A 14,694-nucleotide genomic window follows, 5' to 3' on the forward strand; every position below is an offset into this window, starting at 1 on the left:
TCAGCTTGTTGAGTCGACTGTCGCCAGAGGCCCTCCGGTCTTCAGGACTCGGCGCCTCGCCGATCGTATCCTGCTGGATAAAGCGAGGTTCTCAGCCACCATTTTCTCGCTGAGTACCAGCGCGAACTCGGTCTGTTTGATGCGCTGCTGAGCATCAGCGAGTTGCATCGTGAAAAGATCGGTTGCCATTGTTGATCCGGGATCCGCGAGATTCATGATTGCGTAACACATGGCGGGCGAAATCGTTCCTAATTGTCGGGCGAAGCCGGTGCCGCAAAGGGCGGCTGAGTTTGAACTTCCCACCCGACCAGACGTCCGCGAGCGCCAAGGCATCGACAGCCCAGTGATCGGAGGGCCACTACGAGCGGGCGCAACCCGACCACTTAAGTGATCAGCCTCGCTACAGCCTTGACAGGTACAGTCGCGGCCTCATCAAGGGGAGGTATCAATGGTCTCGGCGATTGGAAACCAACATCGGCAGGCAGCTGAAACTCGACCGAAACCCGCAAAGACAGAACCGGGCGAAGGATTTGCGCCAGGCAAAAGCGCAGACAGCGTAGGACATCGCGCCAAGGCAATGGCGGCAGAAAGTGGCGACACGGATTCTGGCGCCCAGGGGCGCGCCGCATCGACAATCGCCAGGATGGATATCACCGTTTTGGCTCCACAGAGCGAAGAGCCGCCTTTGGAGTAGCCCGGGCGGCCGTGCCGCTGCCTCGGTCCTTGTGCAGCACAACGCGCGCTGGCTACGCTCGGTGGACATCGTCGTCTCGAAACACTTCGGGCGTTGCACTGCCGCGAGCCGCCTTCGCTGCTGGTCGAGGGGCTGTAACCCTTGGTGAGGCCGGCATCGCCTCGCCGGTCGTTGCGAGCCCACGATCGCGCGGCCAAGCGACCTTCCCTGTGTCGCTCTCTATTTGATACTAGGGGACGGCGGTTTCATCACGGGCAATTGCAGCTGGTCAATGGTTGCGACGATGCCGGCGGCAATGGCTTCCGCCTCATGGATCAGTTCCGGACCATAGAGCCCATTGACCATCTCTTCGCTCGGCAGCACGCCAGGAGGACAGTGCTCTTCCATTGTGCGCCGGATGAGCGTCAGCGCTGCCCGGCATTGGTCGGCTTCGATCTTCATAGCCCTTCAAACATCCAATTCGTCTAAAATGTTCCGGAACTAATTTAGCAATTGCTAATTGAAGTCGCAGTTCTGAGAGTCAGTGCATGCGTCTGAAATTCATCAAGCCTATGGAACCCGAACTGGTCGACACGCCGCCGATGGGCGATGATTGGATTCATGAGATCAAATTCGATGGCTACCGCACCCAGGTCATCAAGGATGATGACGGGATTCGGCTGATCACCAAGAACGGTTATGATTGGACGGGCCGCTACATCCAACTTGCCGGTGAGGCGGAAGCGATCGAGGCGAAAGACTTCATCATCGACGGCGAGACCATTACGATCAATGAGGCTGGCCTATCCGACTTCCATGCGCATCAATCAGCCGCGACCAGCCGCAAGCCTTCGCGCGATCTGTATCTGCTAGCATTCGACCTCTTGCACCTGAACGGGCATGACTTGCGGAACACGCCGGTGGAAGACCGTCGCGAGATACTCCGGGCGTTGATCCCGGAAGGCGGCCGAATTCAGTTCAGCGAAGCGATGCCGGGCACTGGCGACGCCGTCTTTCACCTGGTCGACCAGGCTGGGCTTGAAGGTATCGTTTCAAAGCGGAAGGGCAGCAAGTATCGGTCGGGTCCGACGACGAACTGGCGCAAGATCAAGTGCTATGCCGAAAAGGAGATGGACATCATCGGCGTGCAGCGCGAGGCCGGCAAGCCTGCCATGGTGCTGATGGCCGACAAAGGCCACTATGCCGGCGGCGCCTTCGTCACCTTCAAGGCGGACAAGCGCCAGCGCCTATGGGACCGCGTGCAAGGCAAGATTGGCGGGCCGGCGCCGAAAGGGCTCAAGAGTGACAAGGCCGAATGGCTAAAGCCGGGCCTGGTCGGCCGCGTGCGGTTCCTGAAGGGCGAGGAGAAGCTTCGCCATGCCAAGCTGCTGGATTTCCGGGAGGAGACTTAGCCCGGAGGCTTGTCCCGGGGCTGTGCCGGTCCTGTCCCGTTCCACTGGATGAACTTCGCCCTCTGGCCGGTGATGGTCTCGATCGACTTCAACAGGGGTCCATGGACCTTACGTAGAGCTTGGTAGTGCTCGCCGTGGTACGCCAGGAGCGGCCCGACGATGCTCTTGTGCAGCGCTTCGGCTGCCGCCAGGAAGCGCTCGATTTCAGCCCGGGAAAGTTGTTCCGAAGGTTTGGTTCTGGCCATTGGCGCTCTCCATTGAGGGGTCGCCGCAACGAGGACTATAATCCTACATGCCGGACTGCCTGACAAGAGGGCTCGCCGGCCTTACCCCGCAGGTAGCAGTAGGGCGACGGCGCCAAGCGCAGCCATCAGGAGCAACCACCAGCAAAGATGAGCAACGGCAGGCCCGGCGACCTCCTTTGGCACACGGACAAACAAGAAGGTCGCCGAGCCTTACCGGCGCTGCTTTGTGAGGGAGACGACGCCGGATGAGATGAGAGTATGCGATCGTGCTAATCTCTGCGAACCATGCGAACGAAGGAAAGCCTTGTGGCACGGACGTTGAGATCAAGGTCGGCGGGGCGCTGATGCAGGATTCTTCCAAAGCGGTAGTGAGTCCAGAGCGGAACATTAGCGTCGGCTAACGGTTAATTCGGCAGTGTTCCGAACCGTGATTGGTAGAGCGATGGTGACGTTTCATCTTGTCTATTTTTCCGGCCTCACGGCAGACCAGCTGCTAGGCAGCGCCGTTCCTATCCTGGCGTGTTTGCTGCTTTATAACGCTCTGGCTACGGACGCCTAACTGATGGGTCGGCCAGCGGCCGGCCTCCTTGGCAGCCGGCGATTGCCATCCCGATGCCAACTTCAAGACCTATCACGAGGCCAAAGACAAGCTTGCCGACGAAATCAATGGCGAGGGCCGGACAGGACGCCACACGTCCAGGCAGGGCTCTCTGACGGCATTGGCGTTGGCCCGTTGGCAATTCGGGGGTCCATTGTTCCCATTTCTGTTTCTCCCAAAACTGCCCGCTGCCTCACGGTGGCGAGCTTTTTCGTTATAGGGCCCTCCGCGCTGGGCAATCTGTTCCAGGAGCTTCTGTGATGCCTCTATGACGCGGCAAACCTTGGAAAAGGTTTCCGTGGCAGGACCGGGGTACGATTCTAACCAACTACCGCTGTATAGGCCACTAGCGCCCGACGATCCGGCTAATCATGTCGTCATCAGGTGCGCTGTCGGTGAATTCCCGTAGCAGCGCCTTCGCGTGGTCTACCCAATGCTCTTCAGCCAGGTTCAACTCCCGAACGGATCTCCTGAAGGTCTCGCACACCACATCGAAATCGAAGGCGTCAATGCTGTAGCCTTCCTCGTCATGGTCCATCGGCCGCCTCCCCTATGGGGGAAACTGTACGGAATCGTACGAAGCAAGTGCAAGCGCATTCAAAAGCAATTGGCTGATGCCGCCCGATCGTTCCACAATGTGTTGCTAATATGCAGCACCGACTGAATCTCCGATCAGCGGCACTTGTGGTTGGTTCCAACAGCTGCACGTTGACGGCAAGATGCCAAAGCCAACGACATGCGGGCGACGAAGATGGACAAGCGACAAAACACAAGAAATGTTGAGTTGGTCGGTCTTCTGGCCGTGCCGTTGTCAGTTCTAATCACGCTGCTGATAGCTGGAATGATCCTTTGCTGAAATGTTTGAGTGGCAAAAGGCTGGGGCGGCGGGTTTTTCCCCTTTGAAAGAAGTCACGATGTCCCAATCCGTCGAACCCCCGATATTGCCAGAGGATAGCCCAGACCGTGAGGTGAACTGTGAAGTCGCATTAGAAGCCGCGTTTGCGGCCTTGGTGACTGCGTCAGAAGCGCAAGGTTGGACGCCACAGGAAACGGCTGCAACTCTTCTTAAAATCGCGACGGAGCATGCCCACCGGGTTGAGGCCGCTGCGGCCCCAGCCGGCTCCCGTTCTGCGGCCACATCCTGATCTCATAATGACCGTCAAGGCCGGACGACGCGTATTTCTCATGTCGGCCTTCATTGTAAGTTCCGGTACGGAGATCCTTCGAAAGGCACCCTCGATGTCGACATGCTCCATAGCGTATGAAGAGCTACCAGCACGCTTGTAATATAGCTTTTGACGCTGCGGTGTGGTCGACGTTTCCGACCGTGGCACGTCGATGACCATGAGCTCGGCGTTTTGGTCGGCATTCGATGCAAATCCAGCGACGCGGATATCGTCGTTTTTCGGATGCAGTAAATCCCCAACTGCCGAGCTTACGACCGAAGGGGCTACTTTCCAGTTCGGGATTGGCTCAAGCGCAGTTGCGCAGTCGGCCCGTCACTGTTCTTACGGCAGCCAATACCGAACACCAAAACACCACCGGCCGAATTGATGAAGGCTGACAGTGCTTTTGCCAACGCCGCCCGACCATCCTTAGTTGGTTGTTCGTGAGGTGTGAAAGCGGGCCCCTGTTTTCCAACCGCAGGTGTCTTGAAGTCTAGCTAGGCTTTCCTCAACTGCTCATTTAGCAGAGCTTCCCTATGAGCGACCAAGTCTTGAAAATCCAGCATGGCAGTTCCCGGCTTGTATCCCGGCTGCCCCTGCGGCTACCTGCGTCAGCCTTTTCTATGGTAGCCAGTGAGTTCGTACAGAACGAATCCTAAAACTAAGCATTTCAATTGGTGCGGACGACGGGAATCGAACCCGTACGATCAGAGATCGAGGGATTTTAAGTCCCTTGCGTCTACCAATTCCGCCACGTCCGCAGGCCAGCCCTTTTCAGACGCCAGCGAAAACCCGTCAAGCCATCTTTTGCCGAGTGTCGGACTCATGAAAGGTGGTTCGCGATTTCAAAACAATTGGTTGTGGCGAAAATCTCAGTCGCCGAGAAGGCTCAGAATTTGTAGCTGAGATTAATACTAACCGCGTTCAGCTTCACATCCTGATCGCGATCGTTGAAGGGTTCCGCTACGTCATAGTGCTCGGAGCCGAAATCATAATAGCGATATTGCGCGCCGACGATGAATTTGTCGGTCAGCGCATAGTCGACGCCGGCGCCCAAGGTCCAGCCGACATTCGTGCGTGTGCCGGCGAACGACGCGCCCGCGACTTGCGAAGTTTCGATGCCGGCAAAGGCGACGCCGCCGACGCCGTAGACCAGCACGCGGTCCATGGCGAAGCCCGCTTTGGCGTTTACAGATCCGAACCACTTGATGTCCGTGCGGAATGTGCTTCCAAGGCCTGATACCGCCGTACCGTCGACGGCGGAATAATTGAGCTCCGCCTCGGCGCCGAGCACTGCCTGGTCGAACTGCCACAGCCCGGCGACATGGCCCCCGACGAAACCGCCGTCAATATCGGGCGAGATGGAAAACGGCGCGCCTTCCGTCACTGATATGTCGGACTGGCCCCAGCCGTAGCCGGCCTGCAGGCCGGCATAGTAGCCGGTCCAGTCGAAGCCTGGTTGGGTCATCGGCACCGCCATCGGGTCGGCGGCGAATGCCGGCCCGGCCAGAGCAATCAGAAATCCGGCACTGGCAATGGTCAGACAGCGCATCGAGTTCTCCGAAAAGGCGGTTAAGAAGGCGCCTTGCCGGAAGGTAATCCTATTCGCCGCAAAACGGAACCCATTGTTCAACAATCGGAAGCACCCGTTGCTGTGCTGGGGTGCTCTATTTTGGGGGCGCTATTTGGCGTCGATGAAGTCCAGCGCCGCCTGGCTATATTCGTTCGGCGCCTGCAGCATGGCGAAATGACTGGCGTTGGGCAGGATGATGAGCTTGGCGCCCGGAATGACGGAGGCCATGTATTCGGTGTGTTCGCGCTTGATCGCCTCGTCATGGTCGCCGGCAACGATCGCGGTCGGCGTGGTTATCTTGCCGAGCTGCTCCTTGGTCCAGGCCGGCTCCGACTCCCACATGTGGCTGATCTGCGCCACGAAGGCATCGTACTGGTCGGGAGTCTTCGACAGTTTCTTGTAGTCGCGGCCCGAGCGGTCGATATAGGCGGCAAAGGTCTTGTTGGTCAGCACACCCGGATCGACGCCATCGGTGGTGACGTTGGCGGCCTGCGCAAAGAGCCGTGTCAGCCGCTCCGGATGATGCAGCGCGATGTCGATGCCGATAATGCCGCCGTCGCTCCAGCCGACAAGAGCGGTCTTGTCGATCTTGAGATAGTCGAGCAGCGCAAGATAGTCCGACGCCATGAGGTCATAGCCGTAAGCCTGCTCGGTGCGGGTAGAGCGGCCATGGCCGCGGCTGTCGGCGATGATAACCTTGTGCGTCTTGGACATCGTCGCCACCTGGCTTGCCCAGATGTCGCCGTGGCCAAGGCCGCCATGAATCAGGAGAATCGGATCACCGGCGCCGAAAACGGCATAGTACATCTGAATGCCGTTGACCGGCGCATACCCGCTCTGATCCGGTTTGGGCATCGCCGCCGGCTCCGGCAAGGTCTGCCAACGCTCCTCGGCGGATGCAAAGCCGGACGAGATCAGGAACAGGGTGACGAAGGCGAATGCATTCAGGAACCGGATCATGACTTCACCTCAGGAGGTCTCGGCCTCATCATAACAAAAACCCGCCTCGCGGCGGGTCGTCGGCGCAAATCAGCACCATGGCCAGAATGGTAACATAAGTGCCGGCACAAGCCAAACTGAATGACCGCACCGTTGATGCCTGCCATCGGGGTGAGCAGGTGCGGCGCATCCGCCCGGGCGAATCTCATCGAGCGGATTTCGTCCGTGATCGCTGGCCAAAACCTTGCCGGCTTGGCACAGTCTGGCAAACAGGAGTCTTTCATGGCCAAGCAGCCGTCGGCGACGAAACCCAAGCCCTGGACCGAGATGGCGACGCATCTGGTCGATGTCGCGACGGGGCGCAAGCCCGCCGATCTCGTCATCCGCAACGGCCGCTGGGTGAACGTGCATTCGGGTGAGATCATAGCCGGCACCGACATCGCCATATCAGGCGGCCGCTTCGCCTATTGCGGGCCGAATGCCAGCCATGCCATCGGCCAGGGCACCAAGGTGGTCGACGCCGGCGGTCGCTATCTGGTGCCCGGCCTGTGCGACGCGCATATGCATGTCGAGAGCGGCATGGTGACGGTGACCGAGTTCTGCCGCGCCGTCATCCCGCACGGCACCACCTCCATGTTCATCGATCCGCACGAGATCGCCAATGTGCTGGGTCTGCCCGGCGTGCGGCTGATGCATAACGAGGCCGTCGCCATGCCGATCAACATCCATGTCCAGATGCCGTCCTGCGTGCCGTCCGCGCCGGGGCTGGAGCATTCCGGGGCAGAACTGACGGTCGCCGATGTCGCGGAAGCGATGACCTGGGAAAACATCATCGGGCTCGGCGAAGTGATGAATTTTCCCGGTGTCGTGGCCAACGATCCGGTGATGTCGGGCGAGATCGCCGCCACGGTGCGAGCGGGCAAGACGGTCGGCGGCCACTATGCGTCGCGCGATCTCGGCCTGCCGTTCCATGGCTATGTCGCCGGCGGGCCGGAGGACGACCATGAAGGCACACGCGCCGAGGACGCAATCGCCCGTGTGCGCCAGGGTATGAAGGCAATGCTGCGGCTGGGCTCGGCCTGGTACGATGTTGCCTCGCAGATCAAGGCGGTGACCGAGAGCGGTCTCGACCCGCGCAACTTCATCCTGTGCACCGACGACAGCCATTCCGGCACGCTGGTGCATGAAGGCCATATGGACCGGGTGGTGCGCCACGCCATCCAACAGGGATTGAAGCCGGTGACGGCGATCCAGATGGCGACGCTGAATACCGCCCAGCATTTCAAGCTGGAGCGCGAACTGGGCTCGATCGCGCCGGGACGGCTGGCCGATCTGCTGATCGTCTCCGATCTTGCCGCCATGACCATCGACGAGGTCTATGGCCGCGGTATCAGGCTGGCCAAGGGCGGCAAGCTCGAGATCGACATTCCGGCCTATGATTACCCCAAATCGGCGAAGAACACCGTCAAGCTCGGCAAGAAGCTGAAGCCAGGCGACTTCGACATTGCGGCGCCCAAGGGCGCCAACGAGGTGCGGGTGCGGGTCATCGGCGTGATCGAAAACCAGGCGCCGACGCGGGCGCTGGAGGCCGACCTGCCGGTCGAGGACGGGCTGGTCGCCATGGACCGCCGCAACGACATCTGCCAGATCGCGCTGGTCGAGCGCCACCGCGGCACCGGCGGCGTCACCAATGCCTTCGTCTCAGGCTTCGGCTATATGGGCGACTGCGCCATGGCGTCGAGCGTCGCACATGATGCCCACCACATCATCTGCGTCGGCACCAACAAGGAAGACATGGCGCTGGCCGTCAACCGGCTGGGCGAGATCGGCGGGGGCGTGGTGCTGTTTTCGAAGGCCAAGGAGCTTGCGCTGGTCGAAATGCCGATCGCCGGGCTGATGTCGGACGAGCGGGCGGAAATCGTGGCGGCCAAGGCGGAGAAACTGACCGAGGCGATGCGCAGGATGGGCTGCTCGCTCAACAACGCCTACATGCAGCACTCGCTGCTGGCGCTGGTCGTCATTCCGGAGCTCAGGATTTCCGATGTCGGCCTGATCGACGTGACGACGTTCCAGAAGGTCGATCTTTTTATCTGAGATTAGCCCGGTGCTTGGCTCTCATCCGCCGGTGGCGATGGTCAGCACCTTGAATGGCGTGGTGATGATGATCTCGGCGACGGAGCCGACGGCCTTGCCGATGCCTTGGCCGAGATTGTCGATCTGGCCCTGCGTGGGTTCGTCCGATGCCAGGCCGGCTGGAGCGCGCAGACGGTCGCCGAGCAATTGCACCAGGAACGGGTTGTCGGCGAATTTGGCGTGGTTCAGGCGGTCGCCGCCCTTGATCTGGCTGAGGTCGGCCACAACGACGCCGTAACTGGCAATGTCGGCGGCGTTGCCGTAGTCGCCGACGCGCGGCTTGTCGCCGGATAGCAGGCTGGACAATCGCAGAGCACGGTCGTCGGCGGAAAGCAGGATGACGAACGGCCTGTCGGGCTTGCCGTAGCGGATCATCTGCTTCTTGAAGACGTCGACATCGATATCGGGCGATGCCAGAACGACACGGCCGAGCTTGCCGTCGAGATCGCGGTCGCCGGTGATGGCGAGCTGGCGCAGCGCTTCCATCGTCACCCAGGTTCCCATCGAATGCGCGATGATGTCGATGCTCTTGACGTTTGTCTTGGCGAGCATCCTGAGCGTCGCCTCGAGGTCGTCGCGCGCGGCGTTGGCGCTGTCCTTGTCGTAGATATAGCCCGTGGTCTTGCCGCTCGAAGCCCACGAAAACAAGATCGGCGTACCGGGATATTCGGTGTCGTGGGCGATCTGCGTCAGCCGGTAGACCCCATCGTCGAAGCCGTTGTTGAAGCCGTGGACGAAGACCAGCGCGCGGTCGCCATTCATGGTGATGTTGGCGCCGACGGCCTTGGCGAATTGCGAGGCGTCGCCATAGTGGACGACGTCGGTGGCGGTGAATTGCTTGGCCGGGTTCGAATTGGCCGAGCCCTTGGCGCGCTCGATGGCGCCGACCTGGTGGACCTTCGGCACGGTGACGTCGACGCGGGCGTAGCTGGTGGTCAGCGAGCGATCGCCATCGAACACCTGGCGTGGGTCCTTGGTCGCCTGCTTGCGGGTGGTGGCGACGAAGATTTCGTGGGTGGCCGCGATGTCGGAGGCAGGCACCGAAACCGTCGTCTCGTTCAACAGGTCATGGGTGTTCGGGCCGGCGCAGCCGGCGGCACCGAGCGCGAACGCAAGGACCAGGACAGTCTTCCAACGCTCGTTCACGCGGGCTCCCGCTGGCGCATTGGCGCCGATTTCAATGTCGTAGAGGCAGAGACCGGCCCGGTCCAGTTGAAAGTGATCGGGCCGAGCGGCATTCGCGACCTCACGCGGCGACGGTCGCCGCAAGGCAACAGCCTTATTGTCCGAGCGCGCTGATGCGGTCGGTCACCGTCTGGTCGCTGGCAAAGCCGTCATCCTCGCGCAGCCGCTGGCCGATCATCTTCACCAGTTCGGGATTGTCGGCGAACTTGGTGTGGTTGAAGCTGTCGCCTCCCTTGACCTTGGAGAGGTCGACCACGGTGACGCCATAAGCGGCGAGGTCGGCGGCATCCTTGTAGTCGCCGACGCGTGGCCGCGAGCCGGCAATCAGGCCTGAGAGCCGCAGCGCACGGTCGTCGTCGGAGAGCAGCAGGATGAACGGCTTGTCCGGCTTGCCGTAGCGGCGCATCTGGCTCTTGAAGACGTCGACGTCGATGTCGGGAGAGGCCAGCACGACATCGCCGAGCTTGCCGCCGAGATCGCGGTCGCCGGTGATGGCCATCTGGCGCAGCGTTTCCATGGTCACCCAGGTTCCGAGCGAGTGGGCGACGATGTCGATGCGCCGCGCGCCGGACTGCTGCAGCATGCGCAATGTCACCTCCAGCTGATCGCGGGCGGCGCTGGCGCTTTCCTTGTCATAGACATAGTCGGTGGTTCTGGCGCCGGATGCCCAGGAAAACAGCACCGGCGTGCCGGGATAGCCGGAATCGTGGACGATCTGGGTCAGGCGGTAGACCGCGTCGTCGAAGCCGGTGTTGTAGCCATGCACGAAGACCATGACGCGGCCGCCGCGCGCGGCAATGTCGGCATTGAGCGCGCTTGAGAATTGAGGCTGCGCATCGTAGCCGACGACCTCGGAAGCCATGAAGTATTTCGCCGGGTCGTTCGACTTGCCGCGCGAGCGGCGCTCGATCTGGCCGGCCTGGTGGGTGCCGGGAACGGTGACGGTGACGCGGGCGTAGTTCAGCGTCGCCGAGCGTTCGCCGTCGAAAACTTTGTTGGGATCGTCGGATTTCTTACGTGTGGTGGCAATGAAGATCGAGTGATTGCCCGAGATTTCGGTCACCGGCGTGGACATGACGGCGCTGCCGAGCAGTTCCTCGGTTTTGCGGCCGCCGCAGCCGGCGATCAACAGGGCAAGTGCAAGAATGCAAATCGTCTTCAAACGCACGTCAAAAATTCCAATCGAAAGATGAATTCACATAGAATTCACTTTGAGGCCCAAAGGCCTGTCTACCCTCGGCCCGTCTACCCTCCGCGACACCTCCCGGACAGTGAGAGTGCGGCAGAAGTAAGTCGTGTCCAGCCGAAATGTGGTCAGCGTCGGGTCACAGCCATCGCACTGTTGCGCGAAAGCCAGAATGGCGGCAGGAACGCCGGAATGTTGGAGAAGGGCAATACCTCGGGTTTGAGCCTGATGCCCAGCACGTCGCGCATGAAGGCGCGGCGCGCCTCGATGCGGCGCCATGCCTCGGGATAGCGGGCCGCGATCTCCTCGCGCAGGGACTCATCGGCAAGCGCGATACCGTCTTCGATGTTGGTGGTGAAATAGCTGGTTCCGGTCGCCGGAATGATGTCGACCTGCAGCGCCATGCCCGATTGCAGCTTGATGTCCGAGCCGGAAAACACCGGCGAATGCATCCATTCGTCCATATGGACGAGATGGCCGGGATTGAGCGAGACGCCGAAGAACGGGTCGCCTATGCGGTCATGCACGGCTTTCCAAAGCGCTCCGCCGGCAACGCCTATGCCGATGGTCTCGTACCAGTCGACGACGGCGGCGAAATAGGGCGCTACCAGCTTGTCGATATAGTCGTCGATCTCGCGTGGCAGTTCCGCGGCGCTCTCGACCAGGAAGCCGGCGCGGGCGTTGAGCGAGCCCTGGATGCCATAGGCCATGGTGACGGGATCGCCGCGCTTGATGATGTCGAGGCGCGGGCTAGGCAAGCCGTAGGGCGCACGCCTGCCGGCGGACAGCATCGGGTGGCAGCACAGGGGCAGGCCGTTGATCCCCATCAGCCGCGCGGCCTGCAATTCGCTCATGCCGGGCTCAATATTCCCAAGCACGTTGCGCAGGCCCTGCGAGGAAAAGGTCGCGGCGAATTCGAAGGACGCCAATTGGTCTGCCTCGTTGATGGCGCGTAGGCCGTCGGATGGGTTCATCAACAGGTTGGCGGCGTTGACCACCGCGCCTCTGTCGCCGGCCAGTGTGCGCAGCGTATCGGCGATGAAGGACGGCAGGTCGAGCGTCGTCTCGCCAAGGCCGCCATCGCCGGGCCCGAACGGCTTCCAGCCGATGGCGCCGATCTTCTGGCCGGCTTTCAGGCCGCAGGCGGCAAGAGTGTCGGCAAGTGAGGCGGAGCGGTCGCGTGGCTGCGCCGGCAGCGAGAAGGTCTGGTAAAGGACGCGCTCGTAAGGCCCGTCGCAGATTTCGGCATAGCCCCAACCCTCATTGCCGACGAGAAGCTTTGGCTGGCTGCCGGGAACGATGACCAGCAGCGTCTCCTCGAAACGCGGATCGTAACCACTGAGATAGGCGACATTGGCCGCGTGCTCGCGGTCGCCATAGACGGCGAAGGCGTCGAGCCCGGCCTCGGCGCCGCGCGCCAGCAGAGCCTCGATGCGCGCTTCGTAGGTCCGCCGCTGAACTAGCGGCATCACTGTTGGCTCGCCGAATTCAGGAAGGTCTACGGTCTTCAGGGCGACAGCCGAAACAGGCATGAGGATGGCTCCAGTGGATTTCCTGCTGGCGCGCCAAAGCGGCCGCGCCGCATCGGTGGCTGCAAACGGCGAATTGTGCAATAGGCTTCGCCTTCGAACCATTCGATCCAGAGGTGACGGCGCCATGAACAGTTTCTCCTTCCGTGTCGCCACCGCCGCAGCCGCGATCCGCGAGATCTTTCCCGAAACGCCGCTGCAGGAAAACGACTATTTGTCGAAGAAGACGGGGGCTCGGGTGCTGTTGAAGCGCGAGGACCTTTCACCGGTGCGCTCCTACAAGATCCGCGGCGCCTTCAACTTTTTCCGCAAGGCGCTTGCCGCCGGCAACGAGGCCGAGCTGTTCGTCTGCGCCTCGGCCGGCAACCATGCGCAGGGCTTTGCCTTCGTCTGCCGCCATTTCGGCAAGAAGGGCGTGGTCTTCATGCCGGTGACGACGCCGCAGCAAAAGATCGACAAGACGCGGCTGTTCGGCGGCGATTTCGTCGAGATCAGGCTGGTCGGCGACTTCTTCGACGACTGCTACCGCGCCGCCTTCGAATTCACCGAAAGTTCCGGCGCGCATATGGTGCCGCCCTTCGACCACAAGGACATTATCGAGGGGCAGGCGACGGTCGCCTATGAGATCGCCGGCCAGATGCCGGGCGCGCGCATGCCCGACATCATCATGCTGCCGGTCGGCGGCGGTGGCCTGGCCGCGGGGGTGACGCACTATTTCGCCGATCAGCAACGTGACGCGCGCTACGTCTTTTGCGAACCGGCCGGTGCGCCGAGCCTGCATCAGAGCCTCGCCAGCGGCAAGCGCGTCCGGCTCGCCAATGTCGACAATTTCGTCGACGGCGCGGCGGTGGCCGAGATCGGCCGCGAGCCGTTGCGCCACCTCAAGGAGTTCGCCGCTCAGGCGGTGCGGCTGATCCCTGAGAACCGGCTCTGCGCCACCATGATCGAGATGCTCAACATCGAAGGTGTGGTGCTGGAGCCGGCCGGTGCCTTGGCGATCGACGCGTTGAAGGATTTTTCGCGCAAGGAAATCCGCGGCAAGACCATCGTCGCGGTGGTGTCGGGCGGCAATTTCGATTTCGAGCGGCTGCCCGACGTGAAGGAGCGGGCGCTGCGCTTCGAGGGGCTGAAGAAATACTTCATCATCCGCTTTCCGCAGCGGCCGGGCGCGCTGCGCGACTTCCTCGAACTGCTCGGTCCCGACGATGATATCGCCCGCTTCGAATATCTGAAGAAATCGGCACGCAATTTCGGCTCTGTGCTTATCGGCATCGAAACCAAAGACCGGCGTAACTTCGATCTGCTGAGGGCAAATTTCGAGGCCGAGGGCGTGCACTATCAGGACATCACCGACAACGAGACCCTGGCCGGGTTCATCATATGAGCGGTACAGCCTGCCACCCGAAGCTCGAAGAGCGAAGGGTGGTCTTCGTCGCGCTGTTTTCCGGCATCAACGTCGGCGGCAACCGCATCGTCAAGATGGCGGAGTTGCGAGCGTTTTTCGAAGAGTTCGGTTTCTCGGACGTCGCCAGCTATGTACAGAGCGGCAATGTCGTGTTCCGGGCCAGGAAGGGCGACGCCGCCACGCTGACGAAACAGATCGAAGCCGCTTTCAAGAAGAAATGGGGCTTTCATTCGCGCATCAAGGTGCGCGATCTCTCCTGGTTCGAACGGTTGGTGAAGGAGAATCCGTATCCGGAAGTCGCCGGCGATCCGACCAAGCTTCACGTCTACACGCTGGAGCGCCAGCCGACGGCGGACGAGATCGCCAGGCTTGCCGAAAAATGCACCGGCCCGGAAAGCTTTGAGGTCCAGGGCGACGTGCTTTACCTCAAGGCGCCGGACGGGCTCGGCAAATCGGTGTTCGCCGGGCTGATCCCGCGCATGCTGAAAGTGCCGGGCACCGCGCGCAACTGGCGGTCGGTGCTGGCGCTGCTGCAGATAGCGCGTTCGCTTTGAACCGCTTCTACGTTGCGGTCACGATGCTAATTAAGCCTCGGCTAAACAGTTGTTTTTCTGCAACAATTTTCGATTATCCGGCCTAGGCAGCTTAAT

The 14,694-nt window shown here is 61.3% G+C and carries 12 protein-coding genes and 1 tRNA gene; 4 read left to right on the plus strand and 9 right to left on the minus strand.

Annotated elements, in window-relative coordinates; translation table 11 throughout:
* Positions 1-913 precede the first annotated feature (913 nt).
* Complete coding sequence (locus NKI46_RS08000; protein ID WP_023681532.1) at positions 914-1,135, minus strand: hypothetical protein; 222 nt, start codon at positions 1,133-1,135, stop codon at positions 914-916.
* A gap of 86 nt (positions 1,136-1,221) precedes the next feature.
* Here NKI46_RS08000 and NKI46_RS08005 point away from each other — a divergent pair, with 86 nt between their 5' ends.
* On the plus strand, positions 1,222-2,085 hold the full coding sequence (locus tag NKI46_RS08005) for an ATP-dependent DNA ligase (protein WP_023738947.1): 864 nt from the start codon (positions 1,222-1,224) through the stop codon (positions 2,083-2,085).
* Here the strand turns inward: NKI46_RS08005 and NKI46_RS08010 are convergent.
* The 5 genes from NKI46_RS08010 to NKI46_RS08030 all read right to left on the minus strand — a co-directional run bounded on the left by NKI46_RS08010 (position 2,082) and on the right by NKI46_RS08030 (position 6,627).
* Entirely contained in the window at positions 2,082-2,330 is a 249-nt protein-coding gene (locus NKI46_RS08010; protein WP_023695401.1) for a hypothetical protein, read from the minus strand. The two genes, NKI46_RS08005 and NKI46_RS08010, sit on opposite strands and share 4 nt — an antisense overlap.
* Before the next feature lie 944 nt (positions 2,331-3,274).
* Entirely contained in the window at positions 3,275-3,466 is a 192-nt protein-coding gene (locus NKI46_RS08015) for a hypothetical protein (RefSeq protein WP_023667524.1), read from the minus strand.
* Between the two features lie 1,303 nt (positions 3,467-4,769).
* Positions 4,770-4,855 (minus strand) — tRNA-Leu (locus NKI46_RS08020).
* Positions 4,856-4,983: 128 nt separating this feature from the next.
* Positions 4,984-5,646 carry an outer membrane protein gene (locus NKI46_RS08025; protein ID WP_027050407.1) on the minus strand — a complete coding sequence of 221 codons (663 nt, stop codon included), beginning with the start codon at positions 5,644-5,646 and terminating at the stop codon, positions 4,984-4,986.
* A gap of 129 nt (positions 5,647-5,775) precedes the next feature.
* Positions 5,776-6,627 (minus strand): alpha/beta fold hydrolase, encoded by an 852-nt coding sequence (locus tag NKI46_RS08030; RefSeq protein WP_352459074.1) that lies wholly within the window; start codon positions 6,625-6,627, stop codon positions 5,776-5,778.
* 261 nt (positions 6,628-6,888) lie between these two features.
* Between NKI46_RS08030 and ade the strand changes: the two genes are divergently transcribed.
* Positions 6,889-8,700, plus strand: a complete 1,812-nt coding sequence (gene ade / locus NKI46_RS08035) for an adenine deaminase (RefSeq protein ID WP_352745682.1) — start codon at positions 6,889-6,891, stop codon at positions 8,698-8,700.
* Between the two features lie 21 nt (positions 8,701-8,721).
* Here ade and NKI46_RS08040 read toward each other — a convergent pair whose 3' ends face one another.
* The 3 genes from NKI46_RS08040 to NKI46_RS08050 form a co-directional block, all read right to left on the minus strand.
* Positions 8,722-9,885 (minus strand): alpha/beta hydrolase, encoded by a 1,164-nt coding sequence (locus NKI46_RS08040; RefSeq protein WP_352459072.1) that lies wholly within the window; start codon positions 9,883-9,885, stop codon positions 8,722-8,724.
* Positions 9,886-10,018: 133 nt separating this feature from the next.
* The gene (locus tag NKI46_RS08045; RefSeq protein ID WP_352459071.1) at positions 10,019-11,092 is read right to left on the minus strand and encodes an alpha/beta hydrolase; all 1,074 of its coding nucleotides are present in this window, start codon (positions 11,090-11,092) and stop codon (positions 10,019-10,021) included.
* A 146-nt stretch (positions 11,093-11,238) separates the two neighbouring features.
* The gene (locus tag NKI46_RS08050) at positions 11,239-12,642 is read right to left on the minus strand and encodes an aminopeptidase P family N-terminal domain-containing protein (RefSeq protein WP_352459070.1); all 1,404 of its coding nucleotides are present in this window, start codon (positions 12,640-12,642) and stop codon (positions 11,239-11,241) included.
* Positions 12,643-12,766: 124 nt separating this feature from the next.
* On the opposite strand from NKI46_RS08050, the gene ilvA reads away from it, so the two are divergent.
* Together ilvA and NKI46_RS08060 are read left to right on the plus strand one after the other, a co-directional pair.
* Positions 12,767-14,023, plus strand: coding sequence for a threonine ammonia-lyase IlvA (ilvA, locus tag NKI46_RS08055; RefSeq protein WP_023734422.1), 1,257 nt, complete (start codon positions 12,767-12,769; stop codon positions 14,021-14,023).
* Positions 14,020-14,598, plus strand: coding sequence for a DUF1697 domain-containing protein (locus NKI46_RS08060; RefSeq protein ID WP_352459069.1), 579 nt, complete (start codon positions 14,020-14,022; stop codon positions 14,596-14,598). The genes ilvA and NKI46_RS08060 overlap by 4 nt, the downstream gene beginning before the upstream one ends.
* The last annotated feature ends 96 nt before the right edge of the window (positions 14,599-14,694 follow it).

This window comes from Mesorhizobium sp. M0615 (assembly GCF_040320805.1).
Lineage (GTDB): Bacteria > Pseudomonadota > Alphaproteobacteria > Rhizobiales > Rhizobiaceae > Mesorhizobium.